The sequence below is a fragment of the Acidovorax sp. Root402 genome (genome assembly GCF_001425125.1).
Classification (GTDB): Bacteria; Pseudomonadota; Gammaproteobacteria; order Burkholderiales; family Burkholderiaceae_C; genus Acidovorax; species Acidovorax delafieldii.
This window is the reverse complement of record NZ_LMDQ01000008.1, coordinates 1-24,957: the sequence shown is the minus strand read 5'-3', so window position 1 is coordinate 24,957 and position 24,957 is coordinate 1. Positions and strand designations below refer to the sequence as shown.

Annotated in this window: 35 protein-coding genes and 1 pseudogene; 28 read left to right on the top strand and 8 right to left on the bottom strand. The window is 62.2% G+C overall.

Annotated features, from left to right (window positions below):
- The 13 genes and pseudogenes from ASC83_RS23410 to ASC83_RS04770 form a co-directional block, all read left to right on the top strand.
- Positions 1 to 98 (top strand): annotated as a pseudogene (locus ASC83_RS23410) (elongation factor Tu); the annotation flags it as partial.
- Between the two features lie 25 nt (positions 99 to 123).
- On the top strand, positions 124 to 435 hold the full coding sequence (gene rpsJ / locus ASC83_RS04825; protein ID WP_005796953.1) for a 30S ribosomal protein S10: 312 nt from the start codon (positions 124 to 126) through the stop codon (positions 433 to 435).
- Between the two features lie 232 nt (positions 436 to 667).
- Positions 668 to 1,342: a 50S ribosomal protein L3 gene (rplC, locus tag ASC83_RS04820; protein WP_056058913.1), complete on the top strand. Its 675-nt coding sequence runs from the start codon at positions 668 to 670 to the stop codon at positions 1,340 to 1,342.
- Positions 1,342 to 1,962: a 50S ribosomal protein L4 gene (gene rplD, locus ASC83_RS04815; protein ID WP_008906425.1), complete on the top strand. Its 621-nt coding sequence runs from the start codon at positions 1,342 to 1,344 to the stop codon at positions 1,960 to 1,962. Before rplC ends, rplD begins: the two co-directional genes overlap by 1 nt.
- Positions 1,959 to 2,273: a 50S ribosomal protein L23 gene (gene rplW / locus ASC83_RS04810; RefSeq protein WP_007847815.1), complete on the top strand. Its 315-nt coding sequence runs from the start codon at positions 1,959 to 1,961 to the stop codon at positions 2,271 to 2,273. The genes rplD and rplW overlap by 4 nt, the downstream gene beginning before the upstream one ends.
- Positions 2,274 to 2,275: 2 nt before the next feature.
- Positions 2,276 to 3,100, top strand: coding sequence for a 50S ribosomal protein L2 (gene rplB / locus ASC83_RS04805; protein ID WP_008906426.1), 825 nt, complete (start codon positions 2,276 to 2,278; stop codon positions 3,098 to 3,100).
- A gap of 10 nt (positions 3,101 to 3,110) precedes the next feature.
- Positions 3,111 to 3,386, top strand: coding sequence for a 30S ribosomal protein S19 (gene rpsS / locus ASC83_RS04800; protein WP_010467177.1), 276 nt, complete (start codon positions 3,111 to 3,113; stop codon positions 3,384 to 3,386).
- Positions 3,387 to 3,395: 9 nt separating this feature from the next.
- Positions 3,396 to 3,728: a 50S ribosomal protein L22 gene (rplV, locus tag ASC83_RS04795; RefSeq protein ID WP_007847806.1), complete on the top strand. Its 333-nt coding sequence runs from the start codon at positions 3,396 to 3,398 to the stop codon at positions 3,726 to 3,728.
- A gap of 15 nt (positions 3,729 to 3,743) precedes the next feature.
- Positions 3,744 to 4,625 carry a 30S ribosomal protein S3 gene (gene rpsC, locus ASC83_RS04790; RefSeq protein WP_056058910.1) on the top strand — a complete coding sequence of 294 codons (882 nt, stop codon included), beginning with the start codon at positions 3,744 to 3,746 and terminating at the stop codon, positions 4,623 to 4,625.
- Between the two features lie 2 nt (positions 4,626 to 4,627).
- Complete coding sequence (gene rplP, locus ASC83_RS04785) at positions 4,628 to 5,044, top strand: 50S ribosomal protein L16 (RefSeq protein WP_015012190.1); 417 nt, start codon at positions 4,628 to 4,630, stop codon at positions 5,042 to 5,044.
- 17 nt (positions 5,045 to 5,061) lie between these two features.
- Complete coding sequence (gene rpmC, locus ASC83_RS04780) at positions 5,062 to 5,259, top strand: 50S ribosomal protein L29 (protein ID WP_015012191.1); 198 nt, start codon at positions 5,062 to 5,064, stop codon at positions 5,257 to 5,259.
- A gap of 9 nt (positions 5,260 to 5,268) precedes the next feature.
- Positions 5,269 to 5,538 (top strand): 30S ribosomal protein S17, encoded by a 270-nt coding sequence (gene rpsQ, locus ASC83_RS04775; protein ID WP_056058906.1) that lies wholly within the window; start codon positions 5,269 to 5,271, stop codon positions 5,536 to 5,538.
- A 196-nt stretch (positions 5,539 to 5,734) separates the two neighbouring features.
- Positions 5,735 to 6,244 (top strand): peroxiredoxin, encoded by a 510-nt coding sequence (locus ASC83_RS04770; RefSeq protein ID WP_015012193.1) that lies wholly within the window; start codon positions 5,735 to 5,737, stop codon positions 6,242 to 6,244.
- A 69-nt stretch (positions 6,245 to 6,313) separates the two neighbouring features.
- On the opposite strand, the gene ASC83_RS04765 is transcribed toward ASC83_RS04770, so the two are convergent.
- Together ASC83_RS04765 and ASC83_RS04760 are read right to left on the bottom strand one after the other, a co-directional pair.
- On the bottom strand, positions 6,314 to 6,805 hold the full coding sequence (locus ASC83_RS04765; RefSeq protein WP_056058903.1) for a GNAT family N-acetyltransferase: 492 nt from the start codon (positions 6,803 to 6,805) through the stop codon (positions 6,314 to 6,316).
- Between the two features lie 46 nt (positions 6,806 to 6,851).
- On the bottom strand, positions 6,852 to 7,529 hold the full coding sequence (locus tag ASC83_RS04760; RefSeq protein ID WP_056058901.1) for a cytochrome b/b6 domain-containing protein: 678 nt from the start codon (positions 7,527 to 7,529) through the stop codon (positions 6,852 to 6,854).
- Between the two features lie 172 nt (positions 7,530 to 7,701).
- On the opposite strand from ASC83_RS04760, the gene ASC83_RS04755 reads away from it, so the two are divergent.
- Positions 7,702 to 8,157 (top strand): cytochrome c, encoded by a 456-nt coding sequence (locus tag ASC83_RS04755; protein WP_056058898.1) that lies wholly within the window; start codon positions 7,702 to 7,704, stop codon positions 8,155 to 8,157.
- A gap of 152 nt (positions 8,158 to 8,309) precedes the next feature.
- Here ASC83_RS04755 and ASC83_RS04750 read toward each other — a convergent pair whose 3' ends face one another.
- Positions 8,310 to 8,813: a TlpA disulfide reductase family protein gene (locus ASC83_RS04750; protein ID WP_056058916.1), complete on the bottom strand. Its 504-nt coding sequence runs from the start codon at positions 8,811 to 8,813 to the stop codon at positions 8,310 to 8,312.
- A 164-nt stretch (positions 8,814 to 8,977) separates the two neighbouring features.
- Here ASC83_RS04750 and ASC83_RS04745 point away from each other — a divergent pair, with 164 nt between their 5' ends.
- The 5 genes from ASC83_RS04745 (at position 8,978) to ptsP (ending at position 13,351) form a co-directional block, all read left to right on the top strand.
- Complete coding sequence (locus ASC83_RS04745; RefSeq protein ID WP_056058896.1) at positions 8,978 to 9,511, top strand: hypothetical protein; 534 nt, start codon at positions 8,978 to 8,980, stop codon at positions 9,509 to 9,511.
- Positions 9,508 to 10,764, top strand: a complete 1,257-nt coding sequence (locus tag ASC83_RS04740; RefSeq protein WP_056058893.1) for an MFS transporter — start codon at positions 9,508 to 9,510, stop codon at positions 10,762 to 10,764. The genes ASC83_RS04745 and ASC83_RS04740 overlap by 4 nt, the downstream gene beginning before the upstream one ends.
- Positions 10,765 to 10,849: 85 nt before the next feature.
- Positions 10,850 to 11,302 carry a PTS sugar transporter subunit IIA gene (locus ASC83_RS04735; protein WP_056058890.1) on the top strand — a complete coding sequence of 151 codons (453 nt, stop codon included), beginning with the start codon at positions 10,850 to 10,852 and terminating at the stop codon, positions 11,300 to 11,302.
- Complete coding sequence (locus tag ASC83_RS04730; RefSeq protein ID WP_056058887.1) at positions 11,271 to 11,540, top strand: HPr family phosphocarrier protein; 270 nt, start codon at positions 11,271 to 11,273, stop codon at positions 11,538 to 11,540. Before ASC83_RS04735 ends, ASC83_RS04730 begins: the two co-directional genes overlap by 32 nt.
- Before the next feature lie 53 nt (positions 11,541 to 11,593).
- Positions 11,594 to 13,351: a phosphoenolpyruvate--protein phosphotransferase gene (ptsP, locus tag ASC83_RS04725; protein ID WP_056058884.1), complete on the top strand. Its 1,758-nt coding sequence runs from the start codon at positions 11,594 to 11,596 to the stop codon at positions 13,349 to 13,351.
- Positions 13,352 to 13,457: 106 nt separating this feature from the next.
- Here the strand turns inward: ptsP and ASC83_RS04720 are convergent, their stop codons facing one another.
- The 5 genes from ASC83_RS04720 to ASC83_RS04700 form a co-directional block, all read right to left on the bottom strand.
- The gene (locus ASC83_RS04720) at positions 13,458 to 14,291 is read right to left on the bottom strand and encodes a DMT family transporter (protein ID WP_056058882.1); all 834 of its coding nucleotides are present in this window, start codon (positions 14,289 to 14,291) and stop codon (positions 13,458 to 13,460) included.
- A gap of 101 nt (positions 14,292 to 14,392) precedes the next feature.
- Positions 14,393 to 15,106 carry an AraC family transcriptional regulator gene (locus ASC83_RS04715; RefSeq protein ID WP_056058878.1) on the bottom strand — a complete coding sequence of 238 codons (714 nt, stop codon included), beginning with the start codon at positions 15,104 to 15,106 and terminating at the stop codon, positions 14,393 to 14,395.
- A gap of 33 nt (positions 15,107 to 15,139) precedes the next feature.
- Positions 15,140 to 16,120 (bottom strand): lipoyl synthase, encoded by a 981-nt coding sequence (gene lipA / locus ASC83_RS04710; RefSeq protein WP_056058875.1) that lies wholly within the window; start codon positions 16,118 to 16,120, stop codon positions 15,140 to 15,142.
- 15 nt (positions 16,121 to 16,135) lie between these two features.
- The gene (gene lipB, locus ASC83_RS04705) at positions 16,136 to 16,831 is read right to left on the bottom strand and encodes a lipoyl(octanoyl) transferase LipB (RefSeq protein ID WP_056058872.1); all 696 of its coding nucleotides are present in this window, start codon (positions 16,829 to 16,831) and stop codon (positions 16,136 to 16,138) included.
- 21 nt (positions 16,832 to 16,852) lie between these two features.
- On the bottom strand, positions 16,853 to 17,170 hold the full coding sequence (locus ASC83_RS04700; RefSeq protein WP_056058869.1) for a YbeD family protein: 318 nt from the start codon (positions 17,168 to 17,170) through the stop codon (positions 16,853 to 16,855).
- A gap of 287 nt (positions 17,171 to 17,457) precedes the next feature.
- Here ASC83_RS04700 and ASC83_RS04695 point away from each other — a divergent pair, with 287 nt between their 5' ends.
- The 9 genes from ASC83_RS04695 (at position 17,458) to ASC83_RS04655 (ending at position 24,624) form a co-directional block, all read left to right on the top strand.
- Positions 17,458 to 17,931, top strand: coding sequence for an ATP synthase subunit I (locus ASC83_RS04695; RefSeq protein WP_056058866.1), 474 nt, complete (start codon positions 17,458 to 17,460; stop codon positions 17,929 to 17,931).
- Positions 17,932 to 17,950: 19 nt separating this feature from the next.
- On the top strand, positions 17,951 to 18,829 hold the full coding sequence (gene atpB, locus ASC83_RS04690; protein ID WP_010467223.1) for a F0F1 ATP synthase subunit A: 879 nt from the start codon (positions 17,951 to 17,953) through the stop codon (positions 18,827 to 18,829).
- 54 nt (positions 18,830 to 18,883) lie between these two features.
- A complete protein-coding gene (gene atpE / locus ASC83_RS04685; protein WP_015012210.1) occupies positions 18,884 to 19,153 on the top strand; it encodes a F0F1 ATP synthase subunit C in 270 nt (89 codons plus the stop codon).
- Between the two features lie 34 nt (positions 19,154 to 19,187).
- Positions 19,188 to 19,658, top strand: a complete 471-nt coding sequence (locus ASC83_RS04680; protein ID WP_056058864.1) for a F0F1 ATP synthase subunit B — start codon at positions 19,188 to 19,190, stop codon at positions 19,656 to 19,658.
- 10 nt (positions 19,659 to 19,668) lie between these two features.
- Entirely contained in the window at positions 19,669 to 20,211 is a 543-nt protein-coding gene (locus tag ASC83_RS04675) for a F0F1 ATP synthase subunit delta (protein WP_056058859.1), read from the top strand.
- A gap of 42 nt (positions 20,212 to 20,253) precedes the next feature.
- On the top strand, positions 20,254 to 21,807 hold the full coding sequence (gene atpA / locus ASC83_RS04670; protein ID WP_056058856.1) for a F0F1 ATP synthase subunit alpha: 1,554 nt from the start codon (positions 20,254 to 20,256) through the stop codon (positions 21,805 to 21,807).
- Positions 21,808 to 21,825: 18 nt separating this feature from the next.
- Positions 21,826 to 22,692, top strand: a complete 867-nt coding sequence (gene atpG, locus ASC83_RS04665) for a F0F1 ATP synthase subunit gamma (RefSeq protein WP_056058853.1) — start codon at positions 21,826 to 21,828, stop codon at positions 22,690 to 22,692.
- Between the two features lie 33 nt (positions 22,693 to 22,725).
- Entirely contained in the window at positions 22,726 to 24,132 is a 1,407-nt protein-coding gene (gene atpD, locus ASC83_RS04660; protein WP_056058846.1) for a F0F1 ATP synthase subunit beta, read from the top strand.
- Between the two features lie 75 nt (positions 24,133 to 24,207).
- A complete protein-coding gene (locus ASC83_RS04655; RefSeq protein ID WP_015012216.1) occupies positions 24,208 to 24,624 on the top strand; it encodes a F0F1 ATP synthase subunit epsilon in 417 nt (138 codons plus the stop codon).
- Positions 24,625 to 24,957: the final 333 nt, after the last annotated feature.

Sequence of the window (24,957 nt, the reverse complement as noted above, 5' to 3'; positions counted from 1 at the left end):
TGATCAACCCCATCGCCATGGAAGAAGGTCTGCGCTTCGCTATCCGCGAAGGCGGCCGTACCGTGGGCGCTGGCGTCGTGGCCAAGATCATTGCTTAATTCATAAGCAGAAAAGGAACTTGCCATGTCCAAGCAAAAAATCCGCATCCGCCTGAAGGCGTTTGACTACAAGCTAATCGATCAGTCCGCTGCCGAGATCGTCGACACCGCCAAGCGCACCGGCGCCATCGTCAAGGGTCCCGTGCCCCTGCCGACGCGCATGAAGCGTTTCGACATCCTGCGCTCGCCGCACGTCAACAAGACCAGCCGCGACCAGCTCGAAATCCGCACGCACCAGCGTCTGATGGACATCGTGGACCCTACGGACAAGACCGTGGACGCCCTGATGAAGCTCGACCTGCCAGCTGGCGTGGACGTCGAAATCAAGCTGCAGTGATGTAGCAGTAGCTGCTGTGGGACGGGTTCGCCCGTCCTGCAGTGACTGAAATAACGCGAACTTGCTTGAAAAAGCAGTTCGCGTTATACTTTAGGGCTTCGCTCGATTTGCGCCTGTTAAATGGTGTGCGTCAGCGGAGTTTTATTAACCTTCTTTCATGCACGCAAGCGAGAGTTTGCGGAAACGCCGTAGCCAATTGAAGTTGCGGCGGTGAGAGTTTTGGAGAAAACCAATGAGTCTGAGCAACTCCCTCGGGTTGCTGGGTCGCAAAGTGGGCATGATGCGTCTGTTCACCGATGATGGGGACGCAGTGCCTGTCACGGTGGTGGATGTGTCCAACAACCGCGTTACCCAGGTCAAAACCCAAGAGAACGATGGCTACGTGGCCCTGCAGGTCACGTTCGGTTCGCGCAAAGCATCGCGCGTGACCAAGCCAGAAGCCGGCCACCTTGCCAAGGCAGGTGTGGAAGCCGGTGAAATCATCCAGGAATTCCGCGTGACCGCAGAAACCGCTGGCAAGTACGCCGCGGGTGCTACGGTTCCTGCCACCGATGTGTTTGCCGTGGGCCAAAAGGTCGACGTGCAAGGCACGTCCATCGGTAAGGGCTACGCCGGTACCATCAAGCGTCACAACATGAGCTCGCAGCGCGCGTCGCACGGTAACAGCCGTTCGCACAACGTGCCTGGCTCGATCGGTATGGCACAAGACCCAGGTCGCGTGTTCCCCGGCAAGCGCATGACGGGCCACCTCGGCGATGTCACCAAGACCACGCAAAACCTCGATGTCATCCGCATCGATGAAGCGCGTCAACTGCTCTTGATCAAGGGCGCTATTCCGGGCTCCAAGGGTGGGTTCGTGACGGTGCGTCCAGCGATCAAGGCCAAAGCCTCCAAAGGAGCGAACTAATGCAGCTCGAACTCCTGAATGACCAAGGCCAAGGCGCATCCAAGCTGGATGTTCCTGAAACCGTGTTCGGTCGTGAATACAACGAAGATCTGGTGCACCAGATCGTGGTGGCCTATCAGGCCAACGCACGCCAAGGCACTCGCGCCCAGAAGGACCGCGAGCAAGTCCGTCACTCGACCAAGAAGCCTTTCAAGCAAAAGGGTACGGGTAACGCACGTGCAGGTATGACTTCCTCGCCTCTGTGGCGTGGGGGTGGTCGGATTTTCCCGAACATGCCTGACGAAAATTTCACGCAGAAGATCAACAAGAAGATGTACCGCGCCGGTATGTCTGCCATCTTGTCGCAGCTGGCCCGCGAAGGCCGTCTGGCTGTGGTCGATTCGCTGAAGCTTGATTCCCCCAAGACCAAGGTCCTGGCTGACAAGTTCAAGGCGATGAACCTGCAATCGGTGATGGTGATTGCCGACGAAGTGGACGAAAACCTGTACCTGGCCTCGCGCAATCTGGTGAACGTGCTCGTCGTTGAGCCCCGTTACGCCGATCCCGTGTCGCTGGTGCGTTTCAAGAAAGTGCTCGTCACCAAGGGTGCAATCGACAAACTCAAGGAGATGTTCGCATGAGCACACTCAAGTTTGACGAAGGTCGTCTGATGCAAGTGCTGGTCGCTCCCATCGTGTCCGAAAAGGCCACCATGGTTGCCGAGAAGTCCAATGCAGTGACGTTCAAGGTGCTGCAGAACGCTACCAAGCCCGAAATCAAGGCCGCTGTGGAATTGATGTTCAAGGTGGAAGTCAAGGGCGTTTCTGTGGTGAACACCAAAGGCAAGACCAAGCGTTTCGGCAAGACCGTGGGCCGCCGCGACAACGTTCGCAAGGCATACGTCACGCTGCAGCCAGGTCAAGAGCTGAACCTCTCCGGGGAGGCCGCGTAATCATGGCTGTCGTTAAGATGAAACCTACCTCGCCCGGCCAACGTGCCGTGGTGAAGGTCACGCGTGACCACCTGTACAAGGGTGAAGCGTACGCCCCCCTGCTGGAGCCACAATTCCAGAAGGCCGGTCGTAACAACAACGGTCACATCACCACCCGCCACAAGGGCGGTGGTCACAAGCACCACTACCGTGTGGTGGACTTCAAGCGCAACAAGGACGGCATTCCTGCCAAGGTTGAGCGCATTGAGTACGACCCCAACCGTACGGCCCACATCGCTCTGGTGTGCTATGCCGACGGCGAACGTCGCTACATCATCGCTCCCCGCAACCTGGAAGTGGGCGCAACCCTGCTGTCCGGTTCGGAAGCACCGATCCGCGCTGGCAACACGCTGCCTATCCGCAACATCCCCGTGGGTTCGACCATCCACTGCATCGAGCTCAAGCCCGGTGCCGGTGCTCAGATCGCCCGCTCGGCAGGTGCTTCGGCAACGCTGCTGGCCCGCGAAGGCGTTTATGCTCAAGTGCGTATGCGCTCCGGCGAAGTGCGCAAGATCCACATCGAATGCCGCGCCACCATTGGTGAAGTGGCCAACGAAGAGCACAGCCTGCGCCAACTGGGCAAGGCCGGTGTGAAGCGCTGGATGGGTATTCGTCCTACGGTTCGCGGCGTGGCCATGAACCCTGTGGATCACCCTCACGGTGGTGGCGAAGGCCGCACCGGCGAAGGCCGCCATGCAGTCGATCCTTGGGGCAATCTGACCAAGGGTTATCGCACCCGTAACAACAAGCGCACACAGATCATGATCGTGTCGCGTCGCAAGAAGTAAGGGGTAACAGATGACTCGCTCTCTCAAAAAGGGTCCATTTGTTGACCATCACTTGCTGGCCAAGGTCGAAAAGGCCGTTGCCACCAAGGACAAGAAACCAGTCAAGACCTGGTCGCGTCGCTCCATGGTTCTGCCCGAGTTCATCGGTCTGACCATCGCCGTGCACAACGGCAAGCAACACGTGCCGGTCTATGTCACCGACCAGATGGTGGGCCACAAGCTGGGCGAATTCGCCCTGACGCGCACCTTCAAGGGTCACCCCGCTGACAAAAAAGCGAAGAAGTAAGGAACGACCATGTCTGAAACACGTGCAGTCCTCCGGGGCGTCCGTCTGTCGGTCGACAAGGGCCGTCTGGTCGCCGACCTGATCCGCGGCAAGAAAGTGGACCAGGCTCTGAACATCCTGAACTTCACGCAGAAAAAAGCTGCGGGAATCGTCAAGAAGGTTCTGGAGTCGGCCATCGCCAACGCCGAACACAACGATGGCGCTGACATCGACGAACTGAAGGTCAAGACCATCTACGTCGAACAAGGCACCACGCTCAAGCGCTTCACCGCGCGCGCCAAAGGCCGCGGCAACCGCATCAGCAAGCCCACGTGCCATGTGTACGTGACGGTTGGCAACTAAAGGCTCGGGAAGACTATGGGACAGAAAATCCATCCTACCGGCTTCCGCCTTGCGGTCAGCCGCAACTGGTCCAGCCGTTGGTACGCCAGCAACCGCGATTTCGCGGGCATGCTGGCCGAAGACATCAAGGTGCGCGAGTACCTGAAGGCCAAGCTCAAGAACGCGGCTGTGTCGCGTATCCTGATCGAGCGTCCTGCCAAGAACGCCCGTATCACCATTTACTCGGCACGTCCTGGTGTGGTGATCGGCAAGAAGGGCGAAGACATCGAGAACCTGAAGAAGGAACTCGCGTCGCGTCTGGGCGTGCCCGTTGCAGTGAACATCGAAGAAGTGCGCAAGCCTGAAATCGATGCCAAGCTGATCGCCGACAGCATCACGCAACAGCTCGAAAAGCGCATCATGTTCCGCCGCGCCATGAAGCGCGCCATGCAGAACGCCATGCGTCTGGGTGCCCAGGGCATCAAGATCATGTCGTCCGGTCGTCTGAACGGTATCGAAATCGCTCGCTGCGAGTGGTACCGTGAAGGCCGCGTGCCACTTCACACGCTGCGTGCGGACATCGACTACGGTACCTCTGAAGCCAAGACCACCTACGGTGTGATCGGCGTCAAGGTCTGGGTCTACAAGGGTGACACGCTGGGCCGCAATGACCTGCCCGCCGTGGAAACGCCTCGTCCAGACGAAGAGCGCCGCCCACGCGGCCCACGCCGTGATGGCCGCCCAGGTGGCGATCGTCCAGGCGCAGGCCGTGGCCCACGTCGTCCTGTCGGTGGCAACGCCGCTCCGGCCGACGGCAGCGACAAGCCAGCGGAAGCTGGTGGCGCTGATAACACCGCCGTTAAGCGCGTACGCAAAGTCGCCGCGCCCGCTACAGCAGCGGACGGTAAAGGAGAATAAAGATGCTGCAACCTGCTCGCCGTAAATACCGCAAGGAGCAAAAGGGCCGTAACACTGGCGTCGCAACACGGGGTGCCTCCGTTGCGTTCGGTGATTTCGGTCTGAAGTGCACCGATCGTGGCCGTCTGACGGCCCGCCAGATCGAAGCTGCACGCCGTGCGATTTCCCGTCACGTCAAGCGTGGCGGCCGTATCTGGATCCGCGTGTTCCCGGACAAGCCAATCTCTACCAAGCCCGCAGAAGTGCGTATGGGTAACGGTAAGGGCAACCCCGAGTACTACGTGGCCGAAATCCAGCCCGGCAAGATCGTGTTCGAGATCGTCGGTGTGCCCGAAGAACTGGCCCGCGAAGCCTTCCGCCTGGCTGCTGCCAAGCTGCCGCTGCGCACCACGTTCGTCAGCCGTCACCTTGGCGCGTAATTCAGGAGACCATGAAAATGACCAAAGCTACTGAACTGCGCCAAAAAGACGTTGCCGGCATCGAAGCCGAAATCAAGGCACTGCAAAAGGCACATTTCGGCCTGCGCATGCAAAAGGCTACGCAGCAACTGGGTAACACCAACACGCTGCGCACCACCCGCCGTGATATCGCACGTGCCAAGACCATTCTTGCTGAAAAGCAAGCCGCCAAGTAAGGAGCCCATATGACGGAACCTAAAAAATCCCTCAAGCGCACCTTGATTGGCAAGGTGGTCAGCGACAAGCGTCAAAAGACTGTGACCGTGCTGGTCGAGCGCCGTGTGAAGCACGAGCTCTACGGCAAGATCGTTGCGAAGTCGAGCAAGTACCACGCCCATGATGAAAATGGCGAGTACAAGCTGGGCGACGTGATCGAAATCACCGAGAGCCGTCCGCTCTCCAAGACCAAGAACTGGGTGGCGACCCGATTGGTGCAAAAGGCCGGCCTGCTGTAAGCAGCTGTCCATGCCCGCTCCGGGGGCGCAAGCCCCTGGGCAGCAAGGCCCTTCAAAACGACCCACAATGTGGGTCGTTTTGCTTTGTGGGCCACCTTTTTGATGCGAACGGTTCACACCGTGCCCAGGAGGAGCTTTGCATGGCACTGCGTTCTCGGGTTCCAACACCCCATCCCAACATCCCTAGGAGAAAACAATGATCAAAGTCGGTGACACCCTGCCCGCAGCCACGCTGATGGAATATTCCGAAGTCGAGGGCGAAGGCTGCAGCATCGGCCCGAATCCCGTGGCGGTGGACAAGGCGACGGCGGGCAAGACGATTGCCCTGTTTGCATTGCCCGGTGCCTTTACACCCACCTGCTCGGCCAAGCATGTTCCTGGCTATGTGGAGAAGGCCGCCGAGTTCAAGGCGGCCGGCGTGGATGAAATCTGGTGCGTGAGCGTGAACGACGCGTTCGTGATGGGCGCCTGGGCGCGCGACCAGAAGACCGACGGCAAGGTGCGCATGCTGGGCGACGGCAGCGCCGCCTTCGCGCAAGCCACGGGCCTCACCCTGGACCTGACCTCCAAGGGCATGGGCCTGCGCAGCAACCGCTATTCGATGCTCGTGCGCGATGGCAAGGTGGTCACGCTCAACGTCGAAGCACCGGGCAAGTTTGAAGTGAGCGACGCTGACACCCTGCTGGCCCAGGCCAAGGCGGCGTGAGACCCCGCTGATTGCTATTGAATCAATAGCTGCAAGCGCATGTGCACCATGCGCTTGCGCCTCAAATGGTCAAAAAATATCGACCTTGAGGTAATGTGCCCCGGGTATGGGGTTGTGGTAGTAGGGCGGGATTTCTTCGAAGCCCAGGTCGGTGTATAGCGCGCGGGCCGACTCCATATCGTCCAAGGTGTCGAGCAAAACACACGCGTAACCTGCTTGCCGCGCCCGGTCCAGCATGGCTTCGGCCAGCTCGCGACCCAGGCCAAAGCCGCGAAACGCCTTGCGCACATACAGCCGCTTCATTTCGCTGGCGTTGGGGTAGTCGGCGTTGTCCAGCGGGCGCAGGGCACAACAGCCTGCCAAGGCGCCTTCCACTTCGGCGACCAGCAGGGCGCCACGGGGTTCGGCGTAGTCGCCCGGCAGCTGCGCCAGTTCGGACTCAAAGTCCTGAAAGCACAAATCAACGCCCAGCGTGCTGGCGTACTCGCGAAAAATGTCTCTGACCGCATCCCACTCGGCGGGCGAAGAGGGGGTTCTCAGGGAGATGGAGGGCTTGTCCAAAGCGCAAGGCGTGCAAACGAAGGAGCCGCCAGTGTAGCGACTTCGTTCAGAACGCCGGTGCCGCCAGGGACGACACCCACCAGGCCAGGCCCCCGCTCAGGGCCAGCACCACCAAGGCGACGATACGGCTCAGGGCATCATCCCGCGAAGGCGACGCCGCCTCTGGCAGCGTCTTGTCGCCGTCCAGCATGGGGCGAATGAGTTGCTGCTTGCGCACGCGCACATAAAAGACGATGGCCAGCACGTGCAGCGCCACCAGCCCCAGCACCAGGAACTGCCCGATGTCCTTGTGGTAGTTCGTGGCCAGCCCCACGACGGCGTTCGAGACATATTGGGTCAACGGTCCGGCAAAGGCGATCTCGTCGTCGCTCAGCAAACCCGTGCCCACCTGGGCTGCCAGCACGGCCAGCAGCACGAACACCGACAACGCACCCAGCGGGCTGTGTCCGATGCCGTCCTCCGGATGTGGCGTGCCACGCAGGTACCGCAGCAGCCGCGCTGGCGAGTACAGGAACGCCGAAAAGCGCGACCAGCGGCCGCCCACCAATCCCCAGACCAGCCGGAACACCAGCAGCGCCAGCGCCGTGTAGCCCAGGCGGAAATGCCAGACCATGGCATTGCCTCCCACATTGGCGGTGATGACCAGCGCCACGATGCAGACCACCAGGGCCCAGTGAAAAATGCGGGTTGGAAGGTCCCAGATGCGTACGGTGTGCTGCGTCATGGTGGTCAAAGGCGGTGCGCCGAAGTGAGGGATGGATGAGGAGGCATGCGCATTGTGCGGCAGGGCGGCCGGACCTGTAACCTCCCAGCCACAGCACAAACGCGCCCAAACCGGCATACTGCGCAGGCTTGGAAGGCACCATTCTGTTCCACCCACGAAAAAGGAAGTTCCGATGAAAGCATTTGCTGCGTTGACCCTGGCGGCTGCGGCCCTGACCCTGTCCGCCCCCGCCTCCGCCCAATTTGCCAAAGCCGAAGACGCCATCAAATACCGCCAGAGCGCGCTGTTCGTGATGGGCCAGCATTTCGGACGTCTGGGCGCCATGGCCAATGGCCGCGCGCCGTTCGATGCCAAGGTGGCGCAGGAGAACGCCGACATCGTGGCCCAGATGGCCAAGCTGCCATGGGCAGGCTTTGGTCCCGGCACCGACAAGGGCGCGCCCACCAAGGCACTGCCAGAAATCTGGACCGAGCAGGCCAAGTTCAAGGACCATGCCGAGAAGCTGGAAGCCGAGACCGTGAAACTCGCCGCTGCGGCCAAGACCGGCAACCTGGACAACCTGAAAACCGCCTTTGGTGCCACTGCAGGCACTTGCAAGGCCTGCCACGACAACTTCCGCGCGAAGTGACGCAATCACTGGAGGATCATGTTGCTATGTTTTGCATAGCGATCAAGGCATGATCCACTAGCGCAAAAGGCCAATTTCTTTCGAAACTGGCCTTTTTTTTGCCCTGAACGGGCTGGGGTGCATGCGGCGGGGGCGTTGTGTCCGCCCCGTGCTCAGGTTTCTGCCAGCAGCTTCTCGATCAACTGGTGCAGCTCCGGGAAATTGGGGGCGCCTACATAGGTCTTCACGATCTCGCCCCGCTTGTTCACGATGAAGGTGGAAGGCGTCAGGCGCACATCGCCCCAGGCCTTGGCCACGTTGCCGGTGTTGTCGATGGCCACCTGGAAGGGCAGCTTGCGTGTCTCGGCAAAGTTCACCACGTAGCTGGGCGGGTCGTAGCTCATGGCCACGGCCAGGGTGTCAAAACCCTTGCTGTTGTATTTGTTGTAGGTCGCGATGATCTCGGGCATTTCGGCCACGCAGGTGGTGCAGCTCGTGGCCCAGAAGTTGACCAGGGTGACCTTGCCTTTCAGGTCGGCGGTGGATTTGCTGGAGCCATCCAGCAGCACGAAGGTCGATGCAGGCGCTTCGGCGCGGCCTGTGTCCAGGTACACATAGGCGCCCACAGCGGCAAACGCTGCCACCGCCACACCTGCTGCCCAATGCTTGATCGCCATGACTTCACCACCCATCCCAAAAGAAACACGGGGCCTGTGCCCCACCCCACATTGTGCCGGAGTGGCCCGCTCGCCACACCAAGGCTGGACTCGACTTTCCCGCAAAAGTTCGCTGCAGAACGCAGGGCAGAGCCGACATCGGGGACTCTGCCGATAATGCCCCGATGAAATGGACATTGACCGGGGCCGCTGCCCTGCTGATTGCGGGCTGCAGCCCCGCACTGAATTGGCGCACCGTGCCGCTGCCCGAAGCGGACCTGACCATCACCCTGCCGTGCAAGCCCGACCAAGCCACCCGCACGGTGGAGCTGGCAGGTGCACCGGTGGAACTGTCCATGGTGGGCTGTGATGCCGATGGCGCCACCTTTGCTGTGTCCCATGCCGCGTTGGCCGACCCTGCCCAGGTGGGCGCAGCGCTCACCCATTGGCGGGCTGCCATGCTGGCGCGCCTGGGGGCGGGGGCCGAAGCGGGCGCCAAAGACGTACCCTACGCGCCGCGCGGCACCTTGCCCCTGCCGCAGTCGGTGCGTACCGTGGCTCAGGGGCAGCGTCCCGATGGCAGTGCGGTGGTCGCGCAGGCCGTGTGGTTTGCACGCGCGACAGGGCCGCAGGTGCGGCTGTACCACGCCGTCGTCTACACCGCCAAGCCCCGGCCGGAGGTGGCCGACCAGTTCTTCGCTGGCCTGGCGCTGCCATGAGCGGCGGCGTGTTGCCACGGCGGGCGGCCGTCATCGTCTTTCTGGCGTTTGCCTTCGCCTACTTTCTGTCGGCGCTGGTGCGTGCTGTCACGGCCACCCTGGCGCCCACGCTGGCCCAGGAGTTCTCGCTGCAGGCGCGGGACCTGGGGCTGCTGGCGGGCGGGTACTTTCTGGGCTTCTCGGCCACGCAGCTGCCGTTGGGTACCTGGCTGGACCGGCATGGCCCCAAGAAGGTCGCACTGGGCTTCCTGGGCGTGGCCGTGGTGGGCAGCCTGGTGTTTTCGGCGGCCACGGGGTTTTCGGGTCTGCTCGCCGGTCGGGTGTTGTGCGGCGCGGGCGTCAGCGCCTGCCTGATGGCGCCGCTCACTGGCTACCGCCGGTGGCTGGAGCCGGTGGCGCAGATGCGGGCGAACTCGTGGATGTTGATGACGGGCTCGCTGGGCATGGTGGCCTCCACGCTGCCGGTGCAATGGGCCTTGCCGCTGGTGGGCTGGCGCCCGCTGTTCTGGGGGCTGGCGGTATTGATCGCGTTGTCGATGGTGGTGATTGCTTTGTGGGTGCCAGGCTGGGGTTTGGCGGGGCAGTCCAAGGCAGCGTCCAACGCCGCAGAGGCCGTGCCCCAGGGCTATGGCGTGGTGTGGCGGCACCCTTATTTCCAGCGCCTCGCGCCGCTGGGGTTCTTCTGCTACGGCGGCATGGTGGCCATGCAGACGCTTTGGGCCGGGCCGTGGATGCAGCGCGTGGCGGGCTACACCGCCCTGGAGTCGGCGACGGGCCTGTTCTGGATCAACGTGTCCATGTTGTGCACCTTCTGGACCTGGGGCATGGTCAACCCCTGGCTGCTGCGCAAGGGGTTTGGTGCCGACCGGCTGATGGCCATGGGCCTTCCGCTGTGCTCGGTGGTGCTGCTGGGCATCATCCTGGCGGGGCCCCAGGCCGGGGGTGGCGCCTGGGCGTTGTTCTGCGTGTCGTGCACCTTCGTGTCGCTGTCGCAGCCCGCCGTGGCCATGGCGTTTCCGCAGGCGCTGGCAGGGCGGGCGCTGTCGGCCTACAACCTCGTGATTTTTGTGGGCGTGTTTGTGGTGCAGTGGGGCATCGGGCTGGCGGTGGACGCCTTTGCAGCCGCGGGGCTGGCCACCGTGCCGGCGTTCCAGGCGGCCATGGCGGTGTACCTGGCATGCAACGTCAGCGCCTACGCATGGTTCCTGCTTCGGGGGCGGCGCCATAATGTGCTGACAACCCCCACACCATGAACACTTGCGCAACCATCGATGCAACCACCGGCGGCCTCTTCATGACCTGCCCTTCGTTGATACCCGCGTGGCGTAAGTCGTGACCATGAGCCCCACCAGCATCCTCATCATTGCCCACGCCCCACTGGCCCATGCGCTGCGCGAATGTGCGCTGCACGTGTTTGCCGACTGCGGCAGCAGCGTGGCTGCGCTCGACGTGCAGCCCAACCAGCCCCCCGAAGAATCGCTGGCCCAGGCGCGCATCATGCTGGACCAGCTGGGCACCGACACCACCCTGGTGCTGACCGATGTGTTCGGCGCCACGCCCTGCAACGTGGCGCAGCGCCTGGTAGACGGCGTGCGCTCGCGCCTGGTGACGGGTGTCAATCTGCCCATGCTGCTGCGCGCTGTGAGTTACCGGGCTGAGCCGCTCGATTCCGTGGTGACCCGCGCCGTGGTGGGTGGTACCCAAGGGGTGATGCAGGTGGCCATTTCCGCGCCGCAGAACCAGAACCGCCGTAACCGACATGATCAAGACCCGTACGACCATCAGCAATAAATTGGGCCTGCACGCCCGCGCATCGGCCAAGCTCACCAAGCTGGCCGGCAGCTTTCCGTGTGACGTTTTCATGAGCAAGGGGGAGCGCCGCATCAACGCCAAGAGCATCATGGGCGTGATGATGCTGGCCGCCGGGCTGGGCTCTGAAGTGGAGCTGGAAACCAACGGCGACCGCGAACAGGAGGCCATGGACGCCCTGCTGGCACTCATTGCCGACAAATTTGGCGAAGGTGAATAAGCCTGCCCACCTCGCCCGTGTCCTGACCCCGTCGAACCTTTGATCACACCACCATGACCTTCTCCGTCCACGGCCTCGCAGTTGCACGCGGCATTGCCATTGGCCGGGCCGTGCTGGTGGCGTCCAGCCGGGTGGATGTGGCGCACTACTTTGTCGAGCCCTCACAGGTCGAGGGCGAGATCGAACGCGTGCGCCAGGGCCGCAACGCCGTGGTCGAGGAGCTGCAGCGCCTGCAGACCGACATGCCCGCCGACGCGCCGCACGAGCTGACCGCGTTGCTGGATGTGCACCTGATGCTGCTGCAGGACGAAGCCCTCACGGGCGGCGTCAAACACTGGATCACCGAGCGCCTGTACAACGCCGAGTGGGCGCTCACCACCCAGCTTGAGGTGATTGCGCGCCAGTTCGACGAGATGGAGGACGAGTACTTGCGCGAGCGCAAGGCGGACCTGGAGCAGGTGGTTGAACGCATCCTGCGCTACATGAAAGGCGTGGCCAGCCCGGTGGCACCACCGGCCAGCAGCCCGCGTCGCAAGACACAGCAAGATTTGCTGCTGGACGACACGGTGGATGTGCCCCTGGTGCTGGTGGCGCACGACCTCTCGCCCGCCGACATGCTGCAGTTCAAGCAAAGCGTGTTCGCGGGCTTTGTGACGGACGTGGGCGGCAAGACCAGCCACACCGCCATCGTCGCGCGCAGCATGGATATTCCCGCCGTGGTGGGCGCGCGTGCCGCCAGCCAGCTGGTGCGTCAGGACGACTGGGTCATCATCGATGGCGATGCGGGCGTGGTCATTGTCGATCCCTCGCCCATCATCCTGGCCGAATACGGATTTCGCCAGCGCCAGGTCGAACTGGAGCGCGAACGCCTGGCGCGCCTGCGCCACACGCCTGCCATCACCATCGACGGCCACAAGATCGAGCTGCTGGCCAACATCGAGCAGCCCGGTGACGCCGCCGCCGCCGTGCGCGCAGGCGCCGTGGGCGTGGGCCTGTTCCGCAGCGAATTTCTGTTCATGGGCAAAAGCGGCAACCTGCCCGGCGAGGACGAGCAGTACCGCGCCTACTGCGAGGCCATTGACGGCATGCAGGGGCTGCCCGTCACCATCCGCACCATCGACGTGGGCGCGGACAAGCCTCTGGACAACAAGGCCCACAAGGACAGCTACCTGAACCCGGCCCTGGGCCTGCGCGCCATCCGCTGGAGTCTGGCCGACCCGGCCATGTTCCGCACCCAGCTGCGCGCCGTGCTGCGTGCGGCGGCCCATGGCAAGGTCAACCTGCTGTTCCCCATGCTGGCACACACGCACGAAATCCAGCAGACGCTCGCCCAGGTGGACCTCGCCCGGGGTGAGCTGGATGCACGTGGCGAGCCCTATGGTCCGGTGCAGCTGGGCGCCATGATCGAGGTGCCCGCCGCCGCGCTCATGGTGCGCACCTTCCTCAAGTACTTCGACTTCTTGTCCATCGGCACCAACGACCTGATCCAGTACACCCTGGCCATCGACCGCGCCGACGAGGCCGTGGCCCACCTGTACGACCCGCTGCACCCTGCCGTGCTACGCCTGGTGGGCGACGTGATTGCCGAGGGGGAGCGCCAGGGCAAGAGCGTGTGTGTGTGCGGCGAAACGGCGGGCGATGTGACCATGACGCGGCTGCTGTTGGGCCTGGGGCTGCGCAGCTTCTCCATGCACCCCGCGCAGATCCTGGCTGTGAAGCAGGAGGTGCTGCGCGCTGACACGCGCAAGCTCGCACCCTGGGCGCAACAGGTGCTGGCGGGCGATGAACCTGCTGTGCTGCTGACCGCTTGACGGGCGGAGGACCTGACCGCCTGAGGGGGGGTAGTTACTTCAAAATTGATAGCTGTCCAGGTATATTTTTCTAGCGCTTCCAGCCAATTTCGTAGAAATTGCTGCGTCAGCGTGCGCGCATCCCCATCACGGCTGCGCTGATGATCATGGCCGTGGCCAGCGCAATGCTCCAGGTGAATGCGCGGCCGCTCACCAGGATCAGCAGCGCGGTGGACGCCAGTGGCGTGATGTAGCTCAGGATGCCGATGTGCCGGGCGTCCCCCAGCTTGAGCGCCTTGTCCCACATAAAAAACGACGCCCCCAGCGGCCCCAGGCCCAGCACCGCGAGCAGTCCCCAGTCGCGCGGCTGCAGTGCCGCCGCAGGCTCCAGCGCCACATGGCACAGCAGCGACAGCACGCCGGACACCAGCCCGAACAGGCCAATGGCCGTGGTCGGGAACGCTGCCACGCGCTTGGTCATGAGCGAATACGTGGCCCAGATGAAAGCCGCTGCCAGCGCGGGCAGGTAGCCCCAGGCCAGCGTGCCGCTCAACTCGCGCCCGCCGGCAATGGCAATGGCCGCGCCGCCAAAACCCAGCAGCGCCGCCAGCACATGCGGCAGGCGCAGCGCCACACCGGGCAGCACCACCGGCGAGAGCACCACGATGAACAGCGGCCACAGGTAGTTGACGAGGTTGGCCTCCACCGGCGGGGCATGGCGCAGCGCGATGAACAGCAGAAAGTGGTACGCAAACAGGCCGTACACGCCCAACGCCAGCGTGCGCAGCGGGATGCGCCACTGTGCAGGGTCACGCAGCACAAACGGCCAGGCCGGCACGCTGCCGATGATGAGCGCAACGCCTGTGAGCAGGAAGGGCGGAATGTGGGTGAGGGAAACCCCCAGGGAAGCGAGAGAGGCCCACAGCGCAATGGCGCCCAGGGCATAGAGGTTGGCTTGCATGGCGCCGAGCTTACGCGCGCCCGCTGTAGTGAGTCGTCGCGCAACACCGGTGAGTCGTCGCGCGCCAAGGTTTTGGCCTGGTTGCCAGTTGTCGTCGGCCGTTATGTGTGCTGCTCAGCCCGGCGCAATGCGGCAGTCAAAGCCGAGGGCGAGCGGTAGCCCGTGCGCAGCGCCACCTCGGCCACCGTCATGCCCGTGCTGCGCAGCACCCGGGCTTGCGCCAGGCGCAAGCCGCGCAGCCAGGCCATGGCGCCCATGCCCTGGTCGTCCCTGCATCGGGCAGAAAACTGGCTGGGGCTCAGATGCACCTGCGCCGCCAGGTCGGCCACGGTCAGTTCACGGTGCCATTGCTGCGCCGCCCATTGCTGCAGGGCGGGCCAGTTGATGGTGCGGCCGCGCGTGGGGCCGGGCGTGGAACAGTCGGAATGGGTGCTGTCGAGCCACGCCTCCAGCAAGAGCGCAGGGCCGTAGGTTTGTGCCAGCGGGCGGTCTTGTTGCAGTGCGCTCGCCAGATAGTGCGCCAGTGGCAGTGCATCGGCGGGTGGTTTGGTCGAGCGGCGTTGGCCGGTACAGCGCGCCCAGTCGGGGTGTGCGCTGTCCAGCACTAGGCACAGGCTGCCACGGGACGATTCAAAGTCGTGCCGATCTCCCGGGGCAATCACGCAGCCGCCGCCGGGTACCACGCGCACGCCACGGCCCGCCACCTCCAGGTCCAGCGCTCCGGAGAGTCCCAGCAGAATCTGGAAATGGTCATGGCTGTGGCTGCCCGGTGATGCGCCGTAGCGGCGCAGCGAGAGCAGACCATTCGGGCCCATGGGTGACCTGCGACCGGGCCGGGTGGACAGGGCTTACACGCCAGCGGCGTGCGCCTGTTGGTCCGCGTGGTAGCTGGAGCGCACCATGGCGCCAACTGCCGCATGGCTGAAGCCCATCTTGTACGCCTCTTCCTCGAACATCTTGAAGGTGTCGGGGTGCACGTAGCGGCGCACGGGCAGATGGCTGTTGCTGGGTGCCAGGTACTGGCCGATGGTCAGCATGTCGATGTTGTGCGCGCGCATGTCACGCATGACCTGCAGGATCTCTTCGTCCGTCTCGCCCAGGCCGACCATAATCCCGCTCTTGGTGGGCACGTTGGGATGCAAGGCCTTGAACTTCTTGAGCAGGTTCAGGCTGAACTGGTAGTCCGAACCGGGGCGCGCTTCCTTGTACAGGCGGGGCGCAGTTTCCAGGTTGTGGTTCATCACGTCGGGCGGCGCGGCTTTCAGGATTTCGAGCGCGCGGTCATCACGGCCGCGGAAGTCGGGCACCAGGATCTCGATTTGGGTCTGGGGCGACAGCTCGCGGATGTTCTGGATGCATTCCACAAAGTGGCCGCTGCCGCCGTCGCGCAGGTCGTCGCGGTCCACGCTGGTAATCACCACGTATTTGAGCTTGAGTGCGGCAATGGTCTTGGCCAGGTTCAGCGGCTCATCCTTGTCGAGCGGGTCGGGGCGGCCATGGCCCACGTCGCAGAACGGGCAACGGCGCGTGCACTTGTCACCCATGATCATGAAGGTGGCCGTGCCTTTGCCAAAGCATTCACCGATGTTGGGGCACGAAGCTTCTTCGCACACCGTGTGCAGCTTGTGTTCGCGCAGTATTTCCTTGATTTCGTAGAAACGCGTGGTGGGGCTGCCCGCCTTCACGCGGATCCACTCTGGCTTCTTGAGCACTTCGCCCTGCTCCACCTTGATCGGAATGCGCGACAGCTTGGCCGCAGCCTTTTGCTTGGCCAGCGGGTTGTAGGCTTCGGTGGATTGCGCTTCGCGGACGACTTCAGGGGTGCTCATGGCTGTAGGCAGAGTTCAGGGCGCCAACCGGATGCTGAGCTGCTGGCCCAGCACCTGCGCGGCTTCTTCCCAGGTGGTGTGGACCCCGATTGTAGAAAGGTCCACCGTTTTCAATCCTGCGTAACCGCAAGGGTTGATGCGGCCGTAGGGCTCCAGGTCCATGTTCACGTTCAGCGCCACGCCGTGGTAGGTGCAGTGGCGGCTGACCTTGATGCCGAGCGCCGCGATCTTGCCCAGGCCTTCGAAGTCGGGCGTGGGCGCCTCCGAGCCCGCTCGTTTTTGGGGGCGTTGGGGCAGCATGGCGTGGCTGCGCGGGTCATCCAGGCGCACATAAATGCCGGGTGCGCCGGCAACCCGGTGGCCCGTGACGCCGAAGCGCGCCAGCGCACGGATCACGGACTCTTCGACGCGATAAACGTATTCCTTGACGAAATAGCCTGCGCGTTGCAGGTCGATCAGCGGGTACGCGACCACCTGGCCCGGTCCGTGGAAGGTGACCTGCCCACCCCGGTTGGTGGCGATGACGGGGATCTCGCCTGGGTCAAGCACATGATCGCTTTTGCCTGCAATGCCTTGGGTGTAAAGCGGCGGGTGCTCACAAATCCAAAGCGTATCCGGGTCAGAGGGCGTACGTGTGGTCGTGTAGTCCTGCATGGCCTGCACAGTGCTGGCGTAGTCCACACGGCCCAGCAGGCGGATGTCAATCGTCATGGCGCAACTTGAAGGGGGCGGCTACAGCACCACTTTCACCAGCGGATGCGATGACAGCGCACGGTACAGGTCGTCCAGCTGCTCGCGACTGGTCGCCGTGATGGTGATGGTTACTCCGAGGTAATTGCCTGCGCGGCTGTCCCGCAGTTCAATGGTGGCGGCGTCGAAGGTGGGGTCAAACTGGCGGGCCAGTTCGGTCACCGCGTGCACGAACCCATCCACCTTGGCGCCCATGACCTTGATCGGGAACTTGGAGGGGTATTCGATCAGCGAGTCTTTGCGTGGATCTGTTGCCTGCGTATCGAGGCCGTTGGCGGGCGGCGGATTGGAGGATGTCATGGTGGATCGCGGTGGTAGGGATGCTGCAGTTTCAATAGCTAGGCATGCACTGTCATTGTGCGCCACGGGCTGATGAGGGTGTCTGAATTGTGTGTTTGGCGTGCGCCAGATCGGTGCATTGCGCGAGTTTTTTGGAGCGCAAAAGCCGTTGGCGCATCACCACAACAGAGCAGGCGCACACGAAGCCCACAGGCACGTTTGCGGGTTTTTGTCTGGTGCCATGGGTTTTTACTTATAATTAGAGGCTTTGTAAAAGTTGCGGTCTGTAACGCGGGCGTCATTCATCAATGAAAACAATCCCGCCAGAGACTGAAACTGAGGCTGAAGAATCTGACTTCAAGCCCCTGACGGCCCAAGAGGCGCAGCAGTGGCGCAGTCGCCATCCGCCCCTCTCGGTGTGGAAGGTGGTGGCAGGTCAGGCGCTGGTCGGAATGCTGGTGGCCCTGGTGGCCTGGGTTCTGACGGGCAGGGCGGTGGTGGGTTGGTCTGCAGCCTACGGTGCCCTGGCAGTGGTGGCTCCGGCTGCACTGTTTGCCCGCGGTGTGTTGCGCCACAAGGCGTCATCCAATCCGCGGGCTGCCATGGTGGGGTTCTTTGGGTGGGAAATCGCCAAGATCATGTTGACGGTGGCGCTGCTGGCGGCGGCACCTCGGCTGGTGCCGGGCTTGAGCTGGATTGCCTTGCTGATTGGCATGGTGGTCGCAATGAAAACGTACTGGGTGGCACTGTTGGTGCGGCCTGGTGTCCGAAAAACCGATTGATAGAGAGAAGAGTTGTCCGATGGCCGCAGAAGCGCACGCTCCGACTGCAAGTGAATACATCGTTCACCACCTGCAGCATCTTCAAAACGTCAACCAGACCAAGATCGTTGATTTCACTGTCATCAACTATGACTCGATCATCGTCGGTTTGGTTCTGGGGGCTCTCACCCTTTTGATTCTGTGGTCAGCTGCCCGTAAGGCAACCTCTGGTGTGCCTGGACGCTTCCAGGCAGCGGTCGAGATGCTGGTCGAGATGGTGGACAACCAGGCCAAGGCGAACATTCACAACGCTGAAAGCCGCAAGTTCATTGCGCCCCTGGGTCTGACGGTGTTCGTCTGGATCTTCTTGATGAACTTCATGGACATGCTGCCTGTGGACCTGCTGCCCGCCATCTGGGCGCAAATCTATGGCGCCGCCGGCCACGATCCTCACCACGCCTATCTGCGTGTCGTGCCCACGGCTGACCTGTCTACCACGCTGGGCCTCGCTTTTGCCATCCTGATCCTGCGCTTCTGGTACAGCGTCAAGATCAAGGGTGCTGGCGGCTGGGCACACGAACTGGTGTCGGCCCCTTTCGGCACCAGCAAGAATCCTATCTTCGCCCTGATCCTGGGCGTGGTGAATCTGCTCATGCAGATCATTGAATATGTCGCCAACACCGTGTCCCACGGCATGCGGTTGTTTGGCAACATGTACGCTGGCGAGCTGGTGTTCATGCTCATCGCCCTCATGGGTGGTGCTGCGGCCCTGTCGCTGTCGGGTGTGCTGCTGCCTGTGGGCCACGTCATCGCTGGCACCATCTGGACGCTGTTCCACATTTTGGTGATCTCGCTGCAAGCGTTCATTTTCATGATGCTGGCGCTGATCTACCTCGGTCAGGCGCACAACGCGCACTAAGTTTCCCTTTCGTTTTTTCTTTCCTTAACTTTTCTTTTTAACTCAGGAGTCATCATGGAAAACATTCTCGGTCTCGTCGCTCTGGCTTGTGGTCTGATCGTTGGTCTGGGCGCTATCGGCGCTTCCATCGGCATCGCCCTGATGGGTGGCAAGTTCCTCGAATCGTCGGCACGTCAGCCTGAACTGATCAACGAACTGCAAACCAAGATGTTCATCTTGGCTGGTCTGATCGACGCTGCGTTCCTGATCGGCGTGGCTATCGCTCTGCTGTTCGCTTTCGCCAACCCCTTCGTTTCCACGCTCTTGGCCAACCTGCCCAAGTAATTCCCGTTCAACGCCACTTTAGAAAGGTGTTGCCGTGAGTATCAATGCGACCCTGTTCGTTCAGGCCATCGTCTTCCTGATCCTCGTGTGGTTCACGATGAAATTCGTGTGGCCCCCGATCGCGAAGGCGCTGGATGAGCGAGCCCAGAAAATCGCCGATGGCCTCGCAGCTGCCGACCGTGCCAAATCCGAACTGACCGCTGCCAACCAGCGCGTCGAGAAGGAGCTGTCACAGGCGCGCAACGAGACGGCCTCGCGTCTTGCGGACGCCGACCGTCGTGCCCAGGCCATCATCGAAGAAGCCAAGGCCCGCGCCACAGAGGAAGGCAACAAGATTGTTGCTGCTGCCCGCGCTGAAGCCGAGCAGCAGACGGTCCAAGCCCGCGAAGCCCTGCGTGAGCAGGTGGCAGCGTTGGCCGTCAAGGGTGCCGAGCAGATTCTCCGCAAGGAAGTCAATGCTGGCGTCCATGCCGACCTGCTCAACCGCCTGAAGACCGAGCTGTAAGGGGACACACATGGCTGAACTCGCCACCATTGCCCGCCCTTACGCCGATGCCTTGTTCAAGGCTGCCACTGCGGGCGCGGGCGTCGATCTGGGCAGCACCGCTGCCTGGATGGACGAACTGGCGGCGATTGCCGCCAACCCCCAGCTGCGTCAGTTGGCGGACAACCCCAAGGTGACGGCAGACCAGGTGTTCGCTGTATTCACCGGGGTCGCCCGCTCGGCCCTGCCGGATATGGCCAAAAATTTCCTGCGCACAGTCATCGACAACGGACGCATTGATGCGCTCCCGGAAGTGGCTGCGCAGTTTCGTGCCCTCGTGAATCGTCGCAACGGATCTTCGGATGCCGTGGTGTACAGCGCATTTCCGATGGACAGTGCTGCACTGTCTGAGGTCAGCGCAGCGCTGGAAAAGCGCTTCGGCCGCAAGCTCAACCTCGCTGTGAAGCTGGATGAGTCCCTGATCGGTGGTATTCGCGTAGTGGTGGGTGACGAGGTGCTGGACACTTCGGTCAAGGCCCGTCTTGAACAAATGAAAGCGGCCCTCATCGCGTAATGCGCGGCGAGGACAGCGAACCAAAGAAAGAAGGAAAGAGTCATGCAACTCAATCCCGCAGAAATTTCTGAACTCATCAAGAGCCGCATCGAAGGTCTGGCCGCCAGCAGCGATATCCGCAACCAGGGTACCGTGGTGTCCGTGTCCGACGGTATCGTGCGCGTTCATGGCCTGTCGGACGTGATGCAGGGCGAAATGCTCGAGTTCCCCGCGACCAAGGACGGCCAGCCCTCCTACGGTCTGGCGCTGAACCTTGAGCGCGACTCCGTCGGCGCCGTGATTCTGGGTGAGTACGAGCATATCTCCGAAGGCGACACCGTGAAGTGCACGGGCCGTATTCTGGAAGTGCCCGTCGGCCCCGAACTGATCGGCCGCGTGGTGAATGCCCTGGGCCAGCCCATCGACGGCAAGGGTCCCATCAACGCCAAGCTCACCGACGTGATCGAAAAGGTCGCTCCTGGTGTGATCGCCCGTAAATCTGTGGACCAGCCTCTGCAGACCGGCCTGAAGTCCATCGACTCGATGGTGCCCGTGGGCCGTGGCCAGCGCGAGCTGATCATTGGTGACCGCCAGACCGGCAAGACGGCCGTCGCCATCGACGCCATCATTGCCCAGAAGGGTCAGGGCGTTACTTGTATCTACGTCGCTATTGGTCAGAAGGCTTCTTCGATCAAGAACGTGGTGCGCGCTCTGGAACAAGCCGGCGCCATGGAGTACACGATTGTGGTGGCCGCATCGGCTTCCGAATCGGCTGCCATGCAGTACGTGTCGGCCTACTCGGGTTGCACGATGGGCGAGTACTTCCGCGACCGCGGTGAAGACGCGCTGATCGTGTATGACGATCTGTCCAAGCAAGCCGTTGCCTACCGCCAAGTGTCCCTGCTGCTGCGCCGCCCACCAGGCCGTGAAGCCTATCCTGGCGACGTGTTCTATCTCCACAGCCGTCTGCTCGAACGCGCAGCCCGCGTGAACGCCGACTACGTCGAAGCCTTCACCAAGGGTGAAGTCAAGGGCAAGACCGGTTCGTTGACGGCACTGCCCATCATCGAGACGCAAGCTGGCGACGTGTCCGCTTTCGTGCCTACCAACGTGATTTCGATCACCGACGGTCAGATCTTCCTGGAAACCAGCCTGTTCAACGCCGGTATCCGCCCCGCTATCAACGCCGGTATCTCGGTGTCGCGCGTCGGCGGTGCAGCCCAGACCAAGCTGGTGAAGAACCTGTCCGGTGGTATCCGTACCGACTTGGCCCAGTACCGTGAACTGGCTGCGTTCGCGCAGTTTGCCTCCGATCTGGACGAAGCCACCCGCAAGCAGCTGGACCGCGGCGCCCGCGTGACCGAACTGCTCAAGCAGGCACAGTACAGCCCGCTGCCCATCTCGCTGATGGCTTCCACGCTGTTCGCTGTGAACAAGGGCTTCATGGACGACATCGACGTCAAGAAGGTGCTCGACTTCGAACACGGCCTGCACCAGTTCCTGAAGACCAGCCACGCCGCTTTGCTGGCCAAGCTGGAGCAGGCCAAGGCCATGGACAAGGACGCAGAAGCCGAATTGACCGCAGCGATCGCCGCGTTCAAGAAGTCGTTCGCTTAAACCGGACGAGGAGCCATCATGGCAGCAGGCAAGGAAATACGCGGCAAGATCAAATCGGTGGAAAACACCAAGAAGATCACCAAAGCCATGGAAATGGTGGCCGCATCCAAAATGCGCAAGGCGCAGGACCGGATGCGGGCTGCCCGCCCATACAGCGAGAAGATCCGCAACATTGCAGCCAACCTCGGCAAGGCCAACCCAGAGTACGTGCATCCGTTCATGAAAGTGAACGATGCCAAGACCGCTGGCGTCATCGTCATCACCACAGACAAGGGTCTGTGTGGCGGCATGAACACCAACGTGTTGCGTGCCGTGACGACCAAGCTGCGTGAACTGCAAGGTGCTGGCGTCTCGACCGAAGCCGTGGCGATTGGCAACAAGGGCCTGGGTTTCCTGAACCGTGTGGGCGCCAAGGTGGTTTCGCACGTGACGGGTCTGGGCGACACCCCCCACCTGGACAAGCTGATTGGCCCGGTGAAGGTGCTGCTCGATGCATACGCAGAAGGCAAGATCAACGCGGTGTATCTGAGCTACACCAAGTTCATCAACACCATGAAGCAGGAATCGGTGGTGGAGCAGTTGCTCCCCCTGTCCTCCGAGCAGATGCAGGCTGAGAAGACGGAACACGGCTGGGACTACATCTATGAGCCCGATGCGCAAAGCGTCATCGACGAGCTGCTGGTCCGTTATGTCGAGTCCCTGATCTACCAGGCGGTTGCGGAAAACATGGCGTCCGAGCAGTCGGCGCGCATGGTGGCCATGAAGGCTGCCACCGACAACGCCGGCAGCGTCATTGGCGAGTTGAAGCTGGTCTACAACAAGACGCGCCAGGCAGCGATCACGAAAGAACTTTCGGAAATCGTGGCTGGCGCCGCTGCTGTGTAAGCAGCTCAACAAACTACTTTATTGGAGCGAAAAATGGCTCAAGTGCAAGGCAAAATTGTTCAATGTATCGGCGCTGTGGTGGACGTGGAGTTCCCCCGCGACCAGATGCCCAAGATTTATGACGCCCTGAAGCTCGAAGGCTCGTCGCTGACGCTGGAAGTGCAACAGCAGCTGGGCGACGGCGTGGTGCGTACCATTGCCCTGGGTTCGTCCGACGGCCTGCGTCGCGGCATCATGGTGTCCAACACCGGCAACCCCATCACCGTGCCTGTGGGCAAGGCGACGCTGGGCCGCATCATGGACGTGCTGGGCACGCCCATCGACGAACGCGGTCCGGTCAGCCAGGACCTGACGGCCTCCATCCACCGCAAGGCCCCTGCGTACGACGAACTGTCGCCATCGCAAGAGCTGCTGGAAACCGGCATCAAGGTGATCGACCTGGTGTGCCCGTTCGCCAAGGGCGGCAAGGTGGGTCTGTTCGGCGGCGCCGGCGTGGGCAAGACCGTGAACATGATGGAACTCATCAACAACATCGCCAAGGCCCACAGTGGTCTGTCGGTGTTCGCTGGTGTGGGCGAGCGTACCCGTGAAGGGAACGACTTCTATCACGAAATGGCCGATTCCGGCGTGGTGAACCTCGAGAAGCTCGAAGACTCGAAGGTCGCCATGGTGTACGGCCAGATGAATGAGCCCCCAGGCAACCGTCTGCGCGTGGCCCTGACCGGCCTGACCATCGCGGAATCCTTCCGTGACGAAGGCCGTGACGTGCTGTTCTTCGTGGACAACATCTACCGCTACACGCTGGCCGGTACCGAAGTGTCCGCTCTGCTGGGCCGTATGCCTTCCGCCGTGGGCTACCAGCCTACGCTGGCCGAAGAAATGGGCCGCCTGCAAGAGCGTATTACGTCCACCAAGGTCGGTTCGATCACTTCCATCCAGGCCGTGTATGTGCCAGCGGATGACTTGACCGACCCATCGCCTGCCACGACGTTTGCTCACTTGGACTCCACCGTGGTGTTGTCGCGTGACATCGCTTCGCTGGGTATCTACCCCGCTGTGGATCCTCTGGACTCCACCAGCCGCCAGCTGGACCCGAACGTGGTGGGCGAAGACCACTACACCACGGCCCGCGCCGTGCAAGGTACGCTGCAACGCTACAAGGAACTGCGCGACATCATCGCCATCCTGGGCATGGACGAACTGGCTCCTGAAGACAAGCTGGCCGTGGCCCGCGCTCGCAAGATCCAGCGTTTCCTGTCGCAGCCTTTCCACGTGGCCGAAGTGTTCACGGGTTCGCCAGGCAAGTACGTTCCCCTGTCGGAAACCATCCGCGGTTTCAAGATGATCGTGAACGGCGAGTGCGACCACCTGCCAGAGCAAGCGTTCTACATGGTGGGCACCATTGACGAAGCCTTCGAAAAGGCCAAGAAGGTGGCCTGATGAGCCGTCGGCCGGGCAGCCCATGGCAGCGCGGCCTTCAGCAATCAAGCAACCCACCTTTTCCTAGGAGCAATGATGAACACCATCCACGTTGATGTGGTCAGTGCCGAAGAGTCCATCTTCTCCGGTGAAGCGCGTTTTGTCGCTCTGCCCGGCGAAGCTGGCGAACTGGGTATCTACCCCCGCCACACCCCGCTGATCACCCGCATCAAGCCGGGCTCGGTGCGCATCGAAATGGCTGACGGTGGCGAAGAGTTCGTTTTCGTGGCCGGTGGCATTCTGGAAGTGCAACCCAACTGCGTGACCGTGCTGTCCGACACCGCCATCCGTGGCAAGGACCTGGACGACGAGAAGGCCAACGCAGCCAAGTCTGCAGCCGAAGAAGCGCTCAAGAACGCCAAGAGCGACATCGATCTGGCCAAGGCCCAGTCCGAACTGGCTGTTATGGCAGCCCAGATTGCGGCACTGCGCAAGTTCCGCCAGAAGAAGTAAGCTTTTGCGAGCACCCCTGTGCGGCAAAAAAACCCGGCAATGCCGGGTTTTTTATTTCTGCGCTGTGTGGATGCCCTCCAGCATTGGCCTTGCCATGATGCATATGCTCCCCCCAGCCGTGGATTGCCATGAGTTCCGTTTGATGTGGATGGTCGGTGACTTTTAGCGCTGCTCCGAAACGAAACGGCTGCCCGCCAGACTAAAAAAGGCCGGGGCCCCTCACAGGGGGCCCCGGCCTTTTGCATTGGCAATTTTCACAAAGCCCTCATGCAGTCTGCATGGGGCCTCTGGCAATTACATTGCGTTGCCGATTTCGCCCGAAGAGATCTGGCC